This is a genomic window from Rhodococcus sp. BP-261, from assembly GCF_019835205.1.
Lineage (GTDB): Bacteria > Actinomycetota > Actinomycetes > Mycobacteriales > Mycobacteriaceae > Rhodococcoides > Rhodococcoides kyotonensis_B.
In genome coordinates this window covers 160882-174478 of sequence record NZ_JABUCO010000006.1, presented here as the reverse complement: position 1 = coordinate 174478, position 13597 = coordinate 160882, and the positions used below count along the sequence as shown (strand labels likewise).

The following is a 13597-nucleotide window of genomic DNA, read 5'->3' as shown; positions in this document are numbered from 1 at the left end:
CCGAGCGTCAAGCCGCGGGAAGCTTCCAGGCGGAAGCGCCGGGTCAGTATATGTCCGGTTTCAGTCGTTCGCGTGCAGGGCAGCGTTCAGTTCGACGCCCGTACCCTTCCACGGCACGACCTCGACGGCACCGGACACCGAGTTCCGACGGAACAGCAGGTTGCTCTTCTCGGTCAGCGTCGCGGCCTTGACGACGGTGCCGTCCGGACCGGTGACCTTCGTGCCCGCCGTGATGTAGAGGCCGGCTTCGACGACGCAGTCGTCGCCGAGTGAGATGCCGAGGCCGCTGTTGGCGCCGAGCAGGCAGCTCTTGCCGACCGAGATGACGTTCTTGCCGCCACCGGACAACGTGCCCATGATCGATGCGCCGCCACCGACGTCGGAACCGTCGCCGACGACGACGCCCGCGGAGATACGGCCCTCGACCATCGAGCTACCGAGCGTGCCGGCGTTGAAGTTGACGAAGCCCTCGTGCATGACGGTCGTTCCGCTGGCGAGGTGCGCGCCGAGGCGGACGCGGTCGGCGTCGGCGATTCGGACCCCGGTGGGAACGACGTAGTCGACGAGACGCGGGAACTTGTCGACGCCGTAGACGGTGACGGGTCCGCGTGCACGCAGCTTCGCCCGCGCGGTCTCGAAGCCCTCGACCGCGGCCGGTCCGTGGTTGGTCCATACGACGTTGGCGAGGAAGCCGAACTGTCCGTCGAGGTTGACCCCGTGCGGCTGGACCAGGCGGTGCGAGAGAAGGTGCAGACGCAGGTAGACGTCGTGCGCGTCGACGGGTGCGTCGTCGACGGACGCGATGGTGGTGCGGACTGCGACGACGTCGACGCCGCGCGCGGTGTCCGGTCCGACCAGGTCGGCGAACTCGGCCGGAATGTCGGATCCTTCGAGGCGGACGGTGCCCGTTTCGCCGAATTCACCGAGCTCGGGGCTCGGGTACCAGGTGTCGAGGACGACGCCACCGGTGGTGATGTTGGCAATGCCGATTGCAGATGCTCCCTGTGCGCTCACGGGAAACAAGGATACGGCCCCGGCATTTAAGGTGGACGGATGAGTTCGCACCCCGCGTTGGATCTGCACGCCGACCCGATCGACCTGACCGCCGCACTCGTCGACATTCCGAGCGTCTCGCAGGACGAATCGATCATCGCCGACGCGGTCGAGGCGGCTCTGCGGGCGCAGACCACCGGTTTCGAGATCGTCCGCAGCGGAAACGCGGTGCTGGCACGGACCGATCGCGGGCTGCCCAATCGCGTCATGCTGGCCGGTCACCTCGACACGGTGCCCATCGCGGACAACGTGCCGAGCACACGTGAGCGGGACAGCGCCGAGGGCGACGTCATCCACGGCTGCGGAACGGTCGACATGAAGTCGGGCGACGCGGTGTTCCTTCATCTCGCCGCGACGATCGACGACCCCGCGCACGACCTCACGCTCGTCTTCTACGACTGCGAGGAGATCGCGGCGTCGTACAACGGGCTCGGGCGTATCGAGCGTGAGATGCCCGAATGGCTGCAGGCGGACGTCGCGATTCTCGGTGAGCCGACGGGCGGATTCATCGAAGCCGGGTGTCAGGGAACTCTGCGTATCCGGTTGTCGGCGAGCGGAACTCGGGCGCACAGTGCACGGTCCTGGTTGGGCGACAATGCCATTCACAAGTTCGGTGCCGTCCTCAATCGCCTCGCGTCGTATCAGGCGCGCGAGGTCGACATCGACGGATGCGTCTATCGCGAGGGACTGCAGGCGGTCCGGATCTCCGGTGGTGTCGCGGGCAACGTGGTGCCCGACGCGGCCGAACTCGACGTCAACTTCCGATTCGCGCCCGACCGTAGCGTCGACCAGGCTATCGAGCACGTCCGCGAGGTCGTCGAGGGTGTGGATCTGGGATTCGAGGTCACCGACGCGTCGGCGGGTGCGTTGCCCGGTCTCGGCGCGCCAGCCGCCGCGGCGTTGATCGACGCTGCGGGAGGCCAGTTCCGGGCCAAGTACGGATGGACCGACGTGTCCCGGTTCTCGGCACTGGGCATCCCCGCGGTCAACTACGGACCGGGCGACCCCAACCTCGCGCACAAACGCGACGAGCGCGTTCCCGTCGAGCAGATCACGCACGTCGCGACCGTCCTCCGGAGCTATCTGACGTCCCGTTAGCCTGGACGCCATGGAACCGGAACCGACCACGCACAAGGGGCCCGTCGTACTGCGTCGCAGGCGCAACACCGAGACGTCGACGTCGGATCAGCGTCTGCTCGACCAGCGTGGGACGGGAGCCTGGATCCACACCGACACCTGGCGCGTCCTGCGGATTCAGAGCGAGTTCGTCGAGGGATTCGAGGCACTGGCCGAGGTGCCGAAGGCGGTCACGGTGTTCGGGTCCGCCCGGACGCCGCGAGAGCATCCGGAGTACGAGCGTGCGCGGGCTCTCGGATCCGCGCTCGCCGAAGCCGGGTTCGCGATCGTCACCGGTGGCGGTCCAGGCGTCATGGAAGGCGCGAACCGCGGTGCGAGCGCGGCGAAGGGCTACTCGATCGGCCTCGGTATCGAGCTGCCGTTCGAGCAGGGCCTCAACGAGTGGGTCGACCTGGGCATCAACTTCCGCTACTTCTTCGTGCGCAAGACGATGTTCGTCAAGTACTCGCAGGCCTTCGTCTGTCTCCCAGGCGGTTTCGGAACACTCGACGAACTGTTCGAGGCGCTCACGCTCGTCCAGACGGGCAAGGTCACACGCTTCCCGATCATCCTGCTCGGCACGGACTTCTGGTCCGGGCTGCTCGACTGGATCAAGAACACCCTCGTCACCGAGGGCAAGGTGTCACCCGGTGACGTCGACCTGATCCATTGCACCGACAGTGTCGACGAGGCCGTGCGCATCGTCATCGAATCGCAGAAGGACGCAACGACAGGAGAGAGCTGGTGAACGGCGAGGCGCTCCGGGTGTGCGTCTACTGCGCATCGGGGCCGGTCGAGCAGAAATTCATCGACCTCGCGCGCGAGCTCGGCACCGAGATCGGCCGTCGTGGTTGGCAGCTGGTGTCCGGGGGCGGAAACGTGTCCATGATGGGGGCGGTTGCCGAATCCGCCCGTGCAGCAGGCGCTTTCACGCTCGGAGTCATTCCGAAGGCGCTCGTGCATCGCGAGGTGGCCGACGTCGACGCCGACGAACTGGTCGTCACGGACACGATGCGCGAACGCAAGAAGGTCATGGAGGATCGCGCCGACGCGTTCATCACGCTGCCCGGGGGTATCGGGACGCTGGAGGAGTTGTTCGAAACCTGGACCGCCGGGTACCTGGGTATGCACGACAAACCGGTCGTGTTGCTCGATCCGGGCGATCACTACGCCGGGTTGCTGGCGTGGATCGACGGCCTGTCCACCACCGGCTTCGTCCAGCAGAGGGCGTTGGACGCGCTGATCAGGACGACGTCGGTGACGGAAGCGCTCGACGCCTGTGCGTCGGCCCGTCCAGAGGTTACTCTGGAGTAGGGTAAGAAAGATCACAACGTCATAAAAGGGGAGTCAATGGCTGTCGACGCTCGTCAGAAGATCGGTGTCACCGACCTCGCGATCGCATTGCCGAAGATGGTGACGGAGGTCCCGAGTCTGTTGAGGGGGCTCGCCGGTTTCACACGCAAGCCCACCCACAAGGCATCGATCGGCCAGGTCTTCCAGGATGTCGCAGCGAAGCGCGGCAGCCACCCCTTCGTACGTTTCGAGGGCGAGTCGACGTCGTACGCCGACGCCAACGCGCTCGTCAATCGCTACGCGCACGTGTTCGCCGATCGAGGCGTCGGGCGCGGTGACGTCGTCGGCATCCTCAGCAAGAACCGTCCCGAGGCGCTGTTCGCCGCGCTGGCAGCCGTCAAACTGGGCGCGACTGCGGGAATGCTCAACTACAACCAACGCGGCGACGTCCTCGAGCACAGCCTCGGGATTCTCGAATCGAAGGTCCTCGTACTCGACGAGAACGCACAGGAAGCGCTCGACTCGCTCGACTCTCCGCCGGACGTGCTGCCTCTGGAAGAACTCACCGAACTCGCGAAGAACGCCTCGGACCGGAACCCTCCGGTGACGGCCGAGATCCAGGCGAAGGAGAAGGCGTTCTACATCTTCACCTCCGGCACCACGGGCATGCCCAAGGCCAGTCTGATGAGTCACTTCCGCTGGCTCAAGTCGATGTCCGGTCTGGGCAACATGGGTGTCCGGCTACGCGGCGACGACGTCATCTACTGCTGCCTGCCGCTCTATCACAACAATGCGCTGACGGTGACGCTGTCGTCGGTGCTCGCGGGCGGCGCGACGATGGCGATCGGACGGCAGTTCTCCGTCAGCAACTTCTGGGACGACGTCAGAACCAACAAGGCCACGGCGTTCACCTACATCGGCGAGCTGTGCCGGTACCTGCTGACGCAGCCGAAGAAGTCCACGGATCGCGACAACACGGTCAAGCTCGTCGTCGGAAACGGTCTGCGGCCGGAGATCTGGGAAGAGTTCACCGACCGATTCGGCATCGAGCGCGTCGCCGAGTTCTACGGTGCCAGCGAGTGCAACATCGCGTTCGTCAACGCGCTCAACATGAAGAAGACCGCGGGGGTCTGCCCGCTGCCGTATGCCGTCGTCGAGTACGACGACGAGAGCGGTAAGGCCAAGCGCGGCAGCAACGGCAAGCTGAAGCGCGTCGGGACCGGCGAGGTCGGGCTGCTGCTGTCGAAGGTCACCGACCGGGCGCCGTTCGACGGCTACTCCGACGACGAGGCGTCCGAGAAGAAGCTCGTGCGCGACGGCTTCAAGGACGGCGACACGTGGTTCGACACCGGTGACCTCGTGCGTAAGCAGGGGTGGTTGCACGTCGCGTTCGTCGACCGCCTCGGTGACACCTTCCGATGGAAGGGTGAGAACGTCGCGACGACGCAGGTCGAAGGTGCCCTCGGCACGCACAAGGCGGTCGACGGTGCCGTCGTCTACGGCGTCGACATCGACGGAGCCGACGGCAAGGCGGGTATGGCTGCGGTGACGCTGCGCGACGGCGAGACGTTCGACGGCAAGGCCGTCGCCCAGCATCTGTACGACAAGCTCCCGAGCTACGCGGTACCGCTGTTCGTGCGGGTCGTCGACACGTTGGAGCAGACCTCGACGTTCAAGAGCCAGAAGGTCGCGCTGCGCAAGCTCGGTTACGGCGACGACCCGGACAGCGAGCTGTACGTACTGCGAGGCAAGTCCGGCGGTTACGACAAGGCGTACGACGGCTACGTCGACGAGGTCGCAGCAGGCAAGGCGCCGAAAGGTTAGCGTGCCAGACTTGGCATCATGAGCACACTCTGCGGCAAGCCGGTGGCCGACGATCGCGCGTTGGTCATGGCCATCGTCAACCGCACCCCCGACTCGTTCTACGACCAGGGTGCCAACTTCACCGACGACGCCGCGATGGCGTCGGTGCATCGTGCGGTCGCAGAGGGTGCCGACATGATCGACGTCGGCGGCGTCAAGGCGGGACCGGGAACGGTCGTCGACGCGGCCGAGGAGATCAGGCGCGTCGTGCCGTTCGTCGAAGCGATTCGCGACGAGTATCCGGACCTGCTCGTCAGCGTCGACACGTGGCGCAGCGAGGTCGCACGGCTCGCCTGTGCGGCAGGTGCGGACATGATCAACGACACGTGGGCAGGGGCCGATCCCGACCTCGTCGGGGTGGCCGCGTCGGAAGGCGTCGGCATCGTCTGCTCGCACACGGGCGGTGCCGAACCGCGGACCAGGCCGCACCGCGTCCGCTACACCGATGTCGTCGCGGACGTCGTCGCCGAGGTGACCGCGGCGGCCGAGAAAGCCGTCGCAGCCGGCGTCGCGAAGGACGCGATCCTGATCGATCCGACCCACGATTTCGGAAAAAACACGTTCCACGGGCTCGAGTTGTTGCGTCGATTGGACGTTCTTGTAAACACCGGATGGCCAGTGCTCATGGCGCTGAGCAACAAGGATTTCATCGGGGAGACTCTGGGTGTAGAACTCGTCGACCGGTTGGAGGGAACATTGGCAGCGACAGCATGGGCCGCAGCAGGCGGCGCTCGAATGTTCCGGGTGCACGAGGTTGCGTCGACCAGAAGAGTCGTCGACATGGTGGCGGCGATCCAGGGAACGAGAAGTCCCGTACGAACCGTCAGGGGGCTCGCATGACCCTTGCCGAACCGACGTCGGTGACGACGGCGTGGAACGACACGAACAGCTGGGACGAACCCTCCTGGTCGCTCGCCGAACTCGAAGCGGCCAAAGCAGGACGGACCGTCTCGGTCGTACTGCCTGCGCTGAACGAGGAGGAGACGGTCGCGGCCGTCGTCGACACCATCCATCCGCTTCTGGGCGGACTCGTCGACGAGCTGATCGTCCTCGACTCCGGATCCACCGATGCCACCGCCGAACGTGCGACGGCCGCGGGCGCACGCGTCATCAGCCGCGAGGAAGCCATCCCCGGGCTCGACCCGGTGAAGGGAAAAGGCGAGGTTCTGTGGCGTTCCGTCGCAGCGTCGACGGGCGACATCATCGCGTTCGTCGACTCCGACCTCATCAATCCCGATCCGGCGTTCGTGCCGAAACTCCTCGGGCCGTTGCTCACGGGCGACGGGATCCATCTCGTGAAGGGCTACTACCGACGGCCGCTGCGGACGAGCGGCTCCGAGGACGCCAACGGCGGTGGCCGCGTCACCGAACTCGTCGCGCGACCGCTGCTGGCCGCGCTGCGACCGGAACTGACGGGCGTGATCCAGCCGCTCGGCGGCGAATACGCGGGCACCCGCGAACTGTTGTCCGCGGTGCCGTTCGCACCGGGTTACGGCGTCGAGATCGGTTTGCTGCTCGACACGTACGACCGGCTCGGTTTGAATGCGATCGGCCAGGTCAATCTCGGCGTGCGCAAACACCGTAATCGGCCACTCGTCGAACTGGGGGCGATGAGCCGTCAGATCGTCGGCACGATGCTCGGCCGGTGCGGAATGGTCGATTCCGGTGCCGGGTTGATGCAGTTCCGCGCCGAGGGCGACTCGTTCGTTCCCTTCTCGACCGAGGTGTCGTTGACGGACAGGCCTCCCATCAACACGCTGTGAGAACATCGAGCAATGCTGACGCTCCTGCTCTACGTCGTCATCATTGCCGTGATCGCAGCCGTGCTCTTCTTCGTGGCCAGTGCTGTGTTCGGACGTGGTGAGGAACTCGCACCGCTCCCCGAGGGCACGACGGCGACGGTGCTTCCCGCCGAGGACGTCACCGGCGACGACGTCCGGGCGCTGAAGTTCCAGCAGACGCTGCGCGGCTACAAGCCGAGCGAAGTCGACTGGGCGCTCGACCGATTGAGCGCCGAGATCGACCGGCTGCGGTCCGAGCTCGCTGCCGTCGTGGAATCGAGTGACGAATGACGGCCGTCGCCGGGCCCGACGGGAAGCTTCGTTGCCCGTGGGGCGCCGGGTCCGACGCGTTGTACCGCGACTACCACGACGACGAGTGGGGCAAGCCGGTCCACGGCACGAGCGCGCTGTACGAGCGTCTGTGTCTGGAAGCGTTCCAGTCCGGACTGTCGTGGATCACAATTCTGCGGAAGCGCGAGGCTTTTCGATCCGCGTTCGCCGGATTCGATCCCGAGAAGGTCGCGACGTTCGGTGCCGACGACGTCGAACGGCTCATGGGCGACGCCGGAATCGTGCGCAATCGGGCGAAGATCGAGGCGGCCGTCGTCAACGCGCGCGTCGTGCTCGACCTGGAGGGAACGGACCTGGACACGCTGCTGTGGTCGTTCGCGCCGCAGCCCCGGGCGCAGCGACTCGACCACGTGACCGATGTGCCAGCGGTGACCGAGGAGTCGACCGCGATGGCGAAGGAACTCAAACGCCGGGGGCTGAGATTCTTCGGTCCGACCACGGCGTATGCGTTGATGCAGGCCACCGGAATGGTGGACGATCACCTGTCCGGCTGTTGGGTGAAGCCCACTAATACCGACTCCAGTTCCCGGTACGGGCCGCGATAGGGAAGAATAGGCGGCAAGAACCTTTCCCGCCACGAGGCGGGAACATCTTTACAGGCCGACGCGCATGCAGTGTGGCGCAGATGTGGAGGGAGCAGAGGATGGCGGCGATGAAGCCCCGGACCGGGGACGGTCCCCTCGAAGCAACCAAAGAAGGACGGGGGATCGTGATGAGGGTGCCGCTCGAGGGCGGTGGACGTCTCGTCGTCGAACTCACCCCGGACGAGGCTGCGGCATTGGGAGAAGAACTGAAGGGCGTCACCGGTTAACTTCTCGTCTGTTTCTGCGCCAAGCCCCGCTCGCCGATCAGGCGGGCGGGGCTTCGTGATGTGCTGGAGGCTTCGTGCTCGCTGATGTGATCGACCTGTTGATCTGCCCGCTGTGCGGATCCGACCTCGACTTCGGTGACGACGACAAGTTCCTGCTGTGCGACCGCGGGCACACGTTCGACGTCGCACGTCAGGGGTACGTCAGCCTGCAGTCCGGCGGCGCAGGGAAGATCACCGGTGACTCCGCCGACATGATCGCCGCACGCGCGGATTTCCTCGACGCGGGTCATTTCGCGCCGATCGCGGACGCGGTTTCCCAGGCCGTCGGATCCGTCGGATCCGTCGGCACGGTCCTCGAGGTCGGTGCAGGGACGGGGCACTACCTCGCCGCCGTTCTCGACGCAGCCGACGGCGCGCGGGGCATCGGTGTCGACGTGTCCAAGGCAGCGGCGAGACGCGTCGCACGCGCGCACCCGAGACTCGGATCGATCGTCGCCGACGTGTGGCAGGGCCTGCCCGTGCGTGACGGGTCCATCGACGCTGTCACGTGTGTCTTCTCGCCGCGCAACGCGTCCGAGCTACGACGTGTCCTCGCACCCGAGGGGATCCTCGTCGTCGTCACGCCCACGGAACGACATCAACGCGAACTCACGGCCACCGTCGGTCTCATCGGCGTCGACGAGGACAAGGCCCGCAGACTCGGTGATTCGCTCGCGGGCAGATTCGAGGCAGTCGAACGCGACGTCGTCGAATACGCGGTGCAGTTGGATCACGACGCCGTCGAGGCCTTCGTCGCGATGGGCCCGTCCGCCCGCCACACCACCCCGGCGGCGCGACGGGCGTCCATCGAGTCGATGCCCGAGCCCGTCCACGTCACCGTGTCGGTGACGGTCGGAACCTACCGGGCCGTCTGACCCCGAGGGCTCGCTAACCGCGTCGGGCCAGAGCTGCCTGATAGACCTCGACGGTCTGCTGCGCGATGGCAGCCCAGGAGAATTCGGCGACGGCCCGCTCACGGCCCGCCTTGCCCATCGCGGTCGCGGTCGCCGGGTCGAGAGCGACCTCGTTGACCGTCGTCGCCAGGGCCCGCTCGAACGCCTGCGGTTCGTACGAGTTGTAGTGCACCAGTCTGCCGGTGACACCGTCGTTCACGACCTCGGGAATGCCGCCGACATCGGACGCGACGACGGCCGTCTCCGCCGCCATCGCTTCGAGATTCACGATGCCGAGCGGCTCGTACACCGACGGGCACACGAAAACGTCTGCTGCCGAGAGGATTTCACGGATCTTCTCGGTGGGGAGCATGTCGCGGACCCAGAACACGCCGGATCGTTTCGCGGCCAGTTCCGCTACCGCGCGCTCGGTCTCGGCCGCGATCTCGGGAGTGTCGGGCGCGCCCGCGCACAGTACGAGCTGGATCGAGGGGTCGAAGTCGTGGGCTGCGGCGACGAGATGTCCGACGCCCTTCTGGCGGGTGATGCGCCCGACGAACGCGACCATCGGCCGGGTCGGATCCACGCCGATGGCCTCCAGCGCGGAGTCCTGTGGATCGGCGGCAGGGCCTGCGTGCCAGCGCTCGGTGTCGATTCCGTTGCGCACCACGTGAACTCGGCTGGGATCGAGGCGCGGGTACGCGTCGAGCACGTCCTTGGCCATGCCCTCGCTGACGGCGATGACGGCGTCGGCGTACTCGACCGCGTTCTTCTCCGACCACGACGAGATTCTGTAGCCGCCGCCGAGTTGTTCGGCCTTCCACGGGCGTCGCGGCTCGAGCGAGTGGGCCGTCAGAATGTGTGGGACGCCGTAGAGTTCGGCGGCGAGGTGCCCGGCGAGACCGGAATACCAGGTGTGTGAATGCACGACGTCGGCGCCCGCGGCCGCATTCGCCATCCGCAGCTCGGCCGACAGCGTCGTGAGCGCCGGATTGGCGCCGGCGAGTGCCGGGTCGGGGTCGTGCACCTGCGCGGTGTCACGCGGCGCGCCCATGCAGTGGATGTCCACCTCGCACAGGGCTTTCAGCTGTGCCGACAGCTCGGTCACATGAACACCTGCCCCGCCGTAGACCTCAGGCGGATATTCCCTCGTCATCATTGCCACGCGCACACCGCTAAACCTACATTCCCGCCGCGACACGCGTGTACTGCTAGCAAGGTTCACCCGGTGCGGATAGGTTGGCAATGTGAGGACACAACCGCACGTACTAGGGATCGTGCTTGCAGGCGGTGAGGGTAAGCGGCTTTACCCGATGACCGCGGATCGAGCCAAGCCGGCCGTCCCGTTCGGCGGCGCATATCGACTGATCGACTTCGTTCTGAGCAATCTCGTCAACGCCGGTTACCTCCGGCTCTGCGTGCTGACCCAGTACAAGTCTCACTCGCTGGACCGGCACATCTCGCAGACCTGGCGCCTGTCCGGGTTCGCGGGGGAGTACATCACTCCCGTGCCTGCCCAGCAGCGACTCGGTCCGCGCTGGTACACGGGAAGCGCAGACGCGATCTTCCAGTCTCTGAATCTCGTCTACGACGAAGACCCCGAATACATCGTGGTGTTCGGCGCCGACCACGTCTACCGCATGGACCCGGAACAGATGGTGCAGCAGCACATCGAGTCGGGAGCGGGCGTCACCGTCGCCGGAATTCGCGTTCCGCGCAGTGAGGCGTTCGCGTTCGGCTGCATCGACAGCGACAGCAGCGGCAAGATCACCCAGTTCCTGGAGAAGCCGGCGCACCCACCCGGCACGCCCGACGACCCCAACATGACGTTCGCGTCGATGGGCAACTACGTGTTCACGACGAAAGTGCTCGTCGACGCCATCAAAGCCGACTCGGAGAACTCCGATTCCGACCACGACATGGGCGGCGACATCATCCCCGCGCTCGTCGAGGCAGGTGTCGCGTCGGTGTACGACTTCAACGACAACGTCGTCCCCGGCGCCACCGAACGCGACCGCGGCTACTGGCGCGACGTCGGAACCATCGACGCCTTCTACGACGCGCACATGGATCTGGTGTCCGTGCACCCGATCTTCAACCTGTACAACCGCCGCTGGCCCATCCGCGGTGCCGCCGAGAACCTCCCGCCCGCCAAGTTCGTGCAGGGCGGGCTCGCGCAGGAATCCGTCGTCGGCGCGGGATGCATCCTGTCGGCCGCGACCGTGCGCAATTCGGTCCTGTCGTCGAACGTCATGATCGACAGCGGCGCCACCGTCGAAGGCAGCGTGCTGATGCCCGGTGTGAAGATCGGCAAGGGCGCCGTCGTCCGACGCGCGATCCTCGACAAGAACGTCGTCGTCGGCGACGGGGAGATCATCGGCGTCGACATCGAGCGCGACAAGGAGCGCTTCAACGTCTCCGCAGGTGGCGTCGTGTCCGTCGGCAAGGGCGTGTGGATCTAGGCGCCTGCGGCGCAGCCGCCTAGCTGCGCGAAGCCCTGGGAGTGGAGCCTGCGGAACGACCCGATGTCAGCTGCGCGAAGCGCAAATGAGCCCGTCGCCGAGGGGGAGCAGCACAGTCGTGAGTCGCTCGTCCTCGGCGATCGCTCGTGCGGCGGCCCGCACGGCCACGGTCGTCGCGTCGCGCTGAGCGCCGTCGGCGACGCGTCCGTTCAGAAGTGCGTTGTGCAGCACCAGGACTCCTCCCGGGCGCAGTAGCCGGACGCTCTCCTGCACGAAATGGAGTTGGTCGACGGGACTCGCGTCGATGAAGACGAGGTCGTACGCGTTGTCGGCGAGCCGCGGCAGGACGTCGAGTGCCCAGCCGTTGATCAAGCGTGTACGTGACGGTGCGATCCCACCTGCGCGGAACGCTTCGCGCGCGGCGCGCTGGTGTTCGGGTTCGGTGTCGATGGTGGTCAGAACGCCGTCCTCGCGCATGCCGTCGAGCAGCCAGAGGCCGGAGATGCCGGCGCCCGTGCCGATCTCGACGACGGTCTTGGCGCTCAACATCTGGGTGAAGATGCTCAGGATCGCTCCGACGGACGGTGCGACGGGTGCGGCTCCCAATTCCTCGGCCCGTTCTCGGGCTGCGACGAGTACCTCGTCCTCCTGAACGGAATCCTCGGCATAGGCAAGAAGCTTCTCGGCGTTTGTCGGCACATTTCGAGGTTAGCGTGACCAGGGACGGAACCGGTGGAGTGACCCGGCGTACCAGGCCCCAGGTTTCTCAGCGGCGCCTCAGGTTATTCATACGACTCCCACACCCCGGTGGGAGAAGCTACTCGTGATCGCTTGATCGAGAAGACCGACAACGGGAACAAATGCGACGGCGCCGAGAGTTGAACGCGGCAGGAGCAGGACCCCCGACTTAGGTCCTGAGCAGGAGGATCCAACCATCTACACAGTCAACGGAGACCGAGACATGACTCGGTTGCCCGACGCCGTCGCAGACGACGCCGCGGACGCCACCGGCACCGCAGTGTTCGATGCCACGGGCGAGGAATCTTCCATGCCGTCGTGGGACGAGCTCGTGCGCGAGCACGGCGACCGGGTGTACCGCTTGGCGTACCGGCTGTCCGGCAACGCCCAGGACGCCGAGGATCTGACGCAGGACACCTTCATCCGCGTCTTCCGATCGCTGTCCAACTACCAGCCGGGCACGTTCGAGGGCTGGTTGCACCGCATCACCACCAACCTGTTTCTCGACATGGTCCGTCGTCGCAACCGCATCCGTATGGAAGCGCTGCCCGAGGATTACGACAGGGTGCCGTCGGACGTTCCCAATCCCGAGCAGATCTATCACGACGCTCGCCTCGACCCCGATCTGCAGTCTGCGCTCGACTCGTTGGCGCCCGAATTCCGTGCCGCCATCGTCCTGTGTGACATCGAAGGACTGTCCTACGAGGAGATCGGTGCAACACTGGGAGTGAAGCTCGGTACGGTTCGAAGCAGGATCCACCGAGGACGTGCGGCACTACGCGAGTACCTTCGAGTGAACGGAAAGGCCGACTCGGCTCACGCCAGTGCCCAGTAGCTATCAGGAGGGTTGGATGACGCAGGCCCGCAAGCCACGGCAGTTCAGCTCCACCGAGCATCTGGCCAGCGAGGCGATCGCCGCGTTCGTCGACGGCGAATTGCGGATGAGCGCGTACCTGCGCGCCGCGCACCACATCACCGAGTGCGAGGAATGTGCCGCCGAGGTCGATGCTCAGCAGCAGGCCCGAACCGCGCTTCGTGGTTCCGGTGACCTGTCGATGCCGCACTCGTTGCTCGGTCTGCTCAGCCAGATCCCGATGTGCGAGCCGACCGACAAGAAAGACGCCCTGGAACGCAGAAAGCGGGCGATCGTCACGTCGGTGGTCGGAATTCGTCGGCGCCGTCGGTAGCCTGGACGAT

Annotated in this window: 16 protein-coding genes; 13 read left to right on the top strand and 3 right to left on the bottom strand. The window is 66.1% G+C overall.

Annotated elements, in window-relative coordinates:
• Window positions 1-60 precede the first annotated feature (60 nt).
• Window positions 61-1014: a 2,3,4,5-tetrahydropyridine-2,6-dicarboxylate N-succinyltransferase gene (gene dapD, locus HQ354_RS09820; protein WP_222634873.1), complete on the bottom strand. Its 954-nt coding sequence runs from the start codon at window positions 1012-1014 to the stop codon at window positions 61-63.
• 39 nt (window positions 1015-1053) lie between these two features.
• Here dapD and dapE point away from each other — a divergent pair, with 39 nt between their 5' ends.
• The 10 genes from dapE to HQ354_RS09770 all read left to right on the top strand — a co-directional run bounded on the left by dapE (window position 1054) and on the right by HQ354_RS09770 (window position 9182).
• Window positions 1054-2151, top strand: a complete 1098-nt coding sequence (gene dapE, locus HQ354_RS09815; RefSeq protein ID WP_222634870.1) for a succinyl-diaminopimelate desuccinylase — start codon at window positions 1054-1056, stop codon at window positions 2149-2151.
• Window positions 2152-2161: 10 nt separating this feature from the next.
• Window positions 2162-2917 (top strand): TIGR00730 family Rossman fold protein, encoded by a 756-nt coding sequence (locus HQ354_RS09810; protein WP_068428015.1) that lies wholly within the window; start codon window positions 2162-2164, stop codon window positions 2915-2917.
• Window positions 2914-3483 carry a TIGR00730 family Rossman fold protein gene (locus tag HQ354_RS09805; protein WP_114328440.1) on the top strand — a complete coding sequence of 190 codons (570 nt, stop codon included), beginning with the start codon at window positions 2914-2916 and terminating at the stop codon, window positions 3481-3483. Before HQ354_RS09810 ends, HQ354_RS09805 begins: the two co-directional genes overlap by 4 nt.
• A 36-nt stretch (window positions 3484-3519) precedes the next feature.
• The gene (locus tag HQ354_RS09800) at window positions 3520-5286 is read left to right on the top strand and encodes a long-chain-acyl-CoA synthetase (protein ID WP_222634869.1); all 1767 of its coding nucleotides are present in this window, start codon (window positions 3520-3522) and stop codon (window positions 5284-5286) included.
• Window positions 5287-5304: 18 nt separating this feature from the next.
• Window positions 5305-6165, top strand: coding sequence for a dihydropteroate synthase (gene folP, locus HQ354_RS09795; protein ID WP_068428020.1), 861 nt, complete (start codon window positions 5305-5307; stop codon window positions 6163-6165).
• Complete coding sequence (locus tag HQ354_RS09790) at window positions 6162-7088, top strand: glucosyl-3-phosphoglycerate synthase (RefSeq protein WP_068428022.1); 927 nt, start codon at window positions 6162-6164, stop codon at window positions 7086-7088. Before folP ends, HQ354_RS09790 begins: the two co-directional genes overlap by 4 nt.
• A 12-nt stretch (window positions 7089-7100) precedes the next feature.
• Window positions 7101-7397: a DivIVA domain-containing protein gene (locus HQ354_RS09785; protein ID WP_167674783.1), complete on the top strand. Its 297-nt coding sequence runs from the start codon at window positions 7101-7103 to the stop codon at window positions 7395-7397.
• Window positions 7394-8002, top strand: a complete 609-nt coding sequence (locus HQ354_RS09780; protein WP_167674781.1) for a DNA-3-methyladenine glycosylase I — start codon at window positions 7394-7396, stop codon at window positions 8000-8002. Before HQ354_RS09785 ends, HQ354_RS09780 begins: the two co-directional genes overlap by 4 nt.
• A gap of 98 nt (window positions 8003-8100) precedes the next feature.
• Window positions 8101-8268, top strand: a complete 168-nt coding sequence (locus tag HQ354_RS09775; protein ID WP_068369835.1) for a DUF3117 domain-containing protein — start codon at window positions 8101-8103, stop codon at window positions 8266-8268.
• A gap of 74 nt (window positions 8269-8342) precedes the next feature.
• A complete protein-coding gene (locus HQ354_RS09770) occupies window positions 8343-9182 on the top strand; it encodes a methyltransferase domain-containing protein (protein ID WP_167674779.1) in 840 nt (279 codons plus the stop codon).
• Window positions 9183-9195: 13 nt separating this feature from the next.
• Here HQ354_RS09770 and glgA read toward each other — a convergent pair whose 3' ends face one another.
• Complete coding sequence (gene glgA / locus HQ354_RS09765) at window positions 9196-10371, bottom strand: glycogen synthase (protein ID WP_114328448.1); 1176 nt, start codon at window positions 10369-10371, stop codon at window positions 9196-9198.
• 76 nt (window positions 10372-10447) lie between these two features.
• On the opposite strand from glgA, the gene glgC reads away from it, so the two are divergent.
• A complete protein-coding gene (gene glgC, locus HQ354_RS09760; protein WP_068428040.1) occupies window positions 10448-11662 on the top strand; it encodes a glucose-1-phosphate adenylyltransferase in 1215 nt (404 codons plus the stop codon).
• A 66-nt stretch (window positions 11663-11728) separates the two neighbouring features.
• Here the strand turns inward: glgC and HQ354_RS09755 are convergent, their stop codons facing one another.
• A complete protein-coding gene (locus HQ354_RS09755) occupies window positions 11729-12361 on the bottom strand; it encodes an O-methyltransferase (RefSeq protein ID WP_167674777.1) in 633 nt (210 codons plus the stop codon).
• Window positions 12362-12623: 262 nt separating this feature from the next.
• Between HQ354_RS09755 and sigE the strand changes: the two genes are divergently transcribed.
• Window positions 12624-13235, top strand: coding sequence for an RNA polymerase sigma factor SigE (sigE, locus tag HQ354_RS09750; RefSeq protein ID WP_114328449.1), 612 nt, complete (start codon window positions 12624-12626; stop codon window positions 13233-13235).
• A gap of 16 nt (window positions 13236-13251) precedes the next feature.
• Window positions 13252-13587, top strand: coding sequence for a hypothetical protein (locus HQ354_RS09745; protein WP_068429034.1), 336 nt, complete (start codon window positions 13252-13254; stop codon window positions 13585-13587).
• Window positions 13588-13597: the final 10 nt, after the last annotated feature.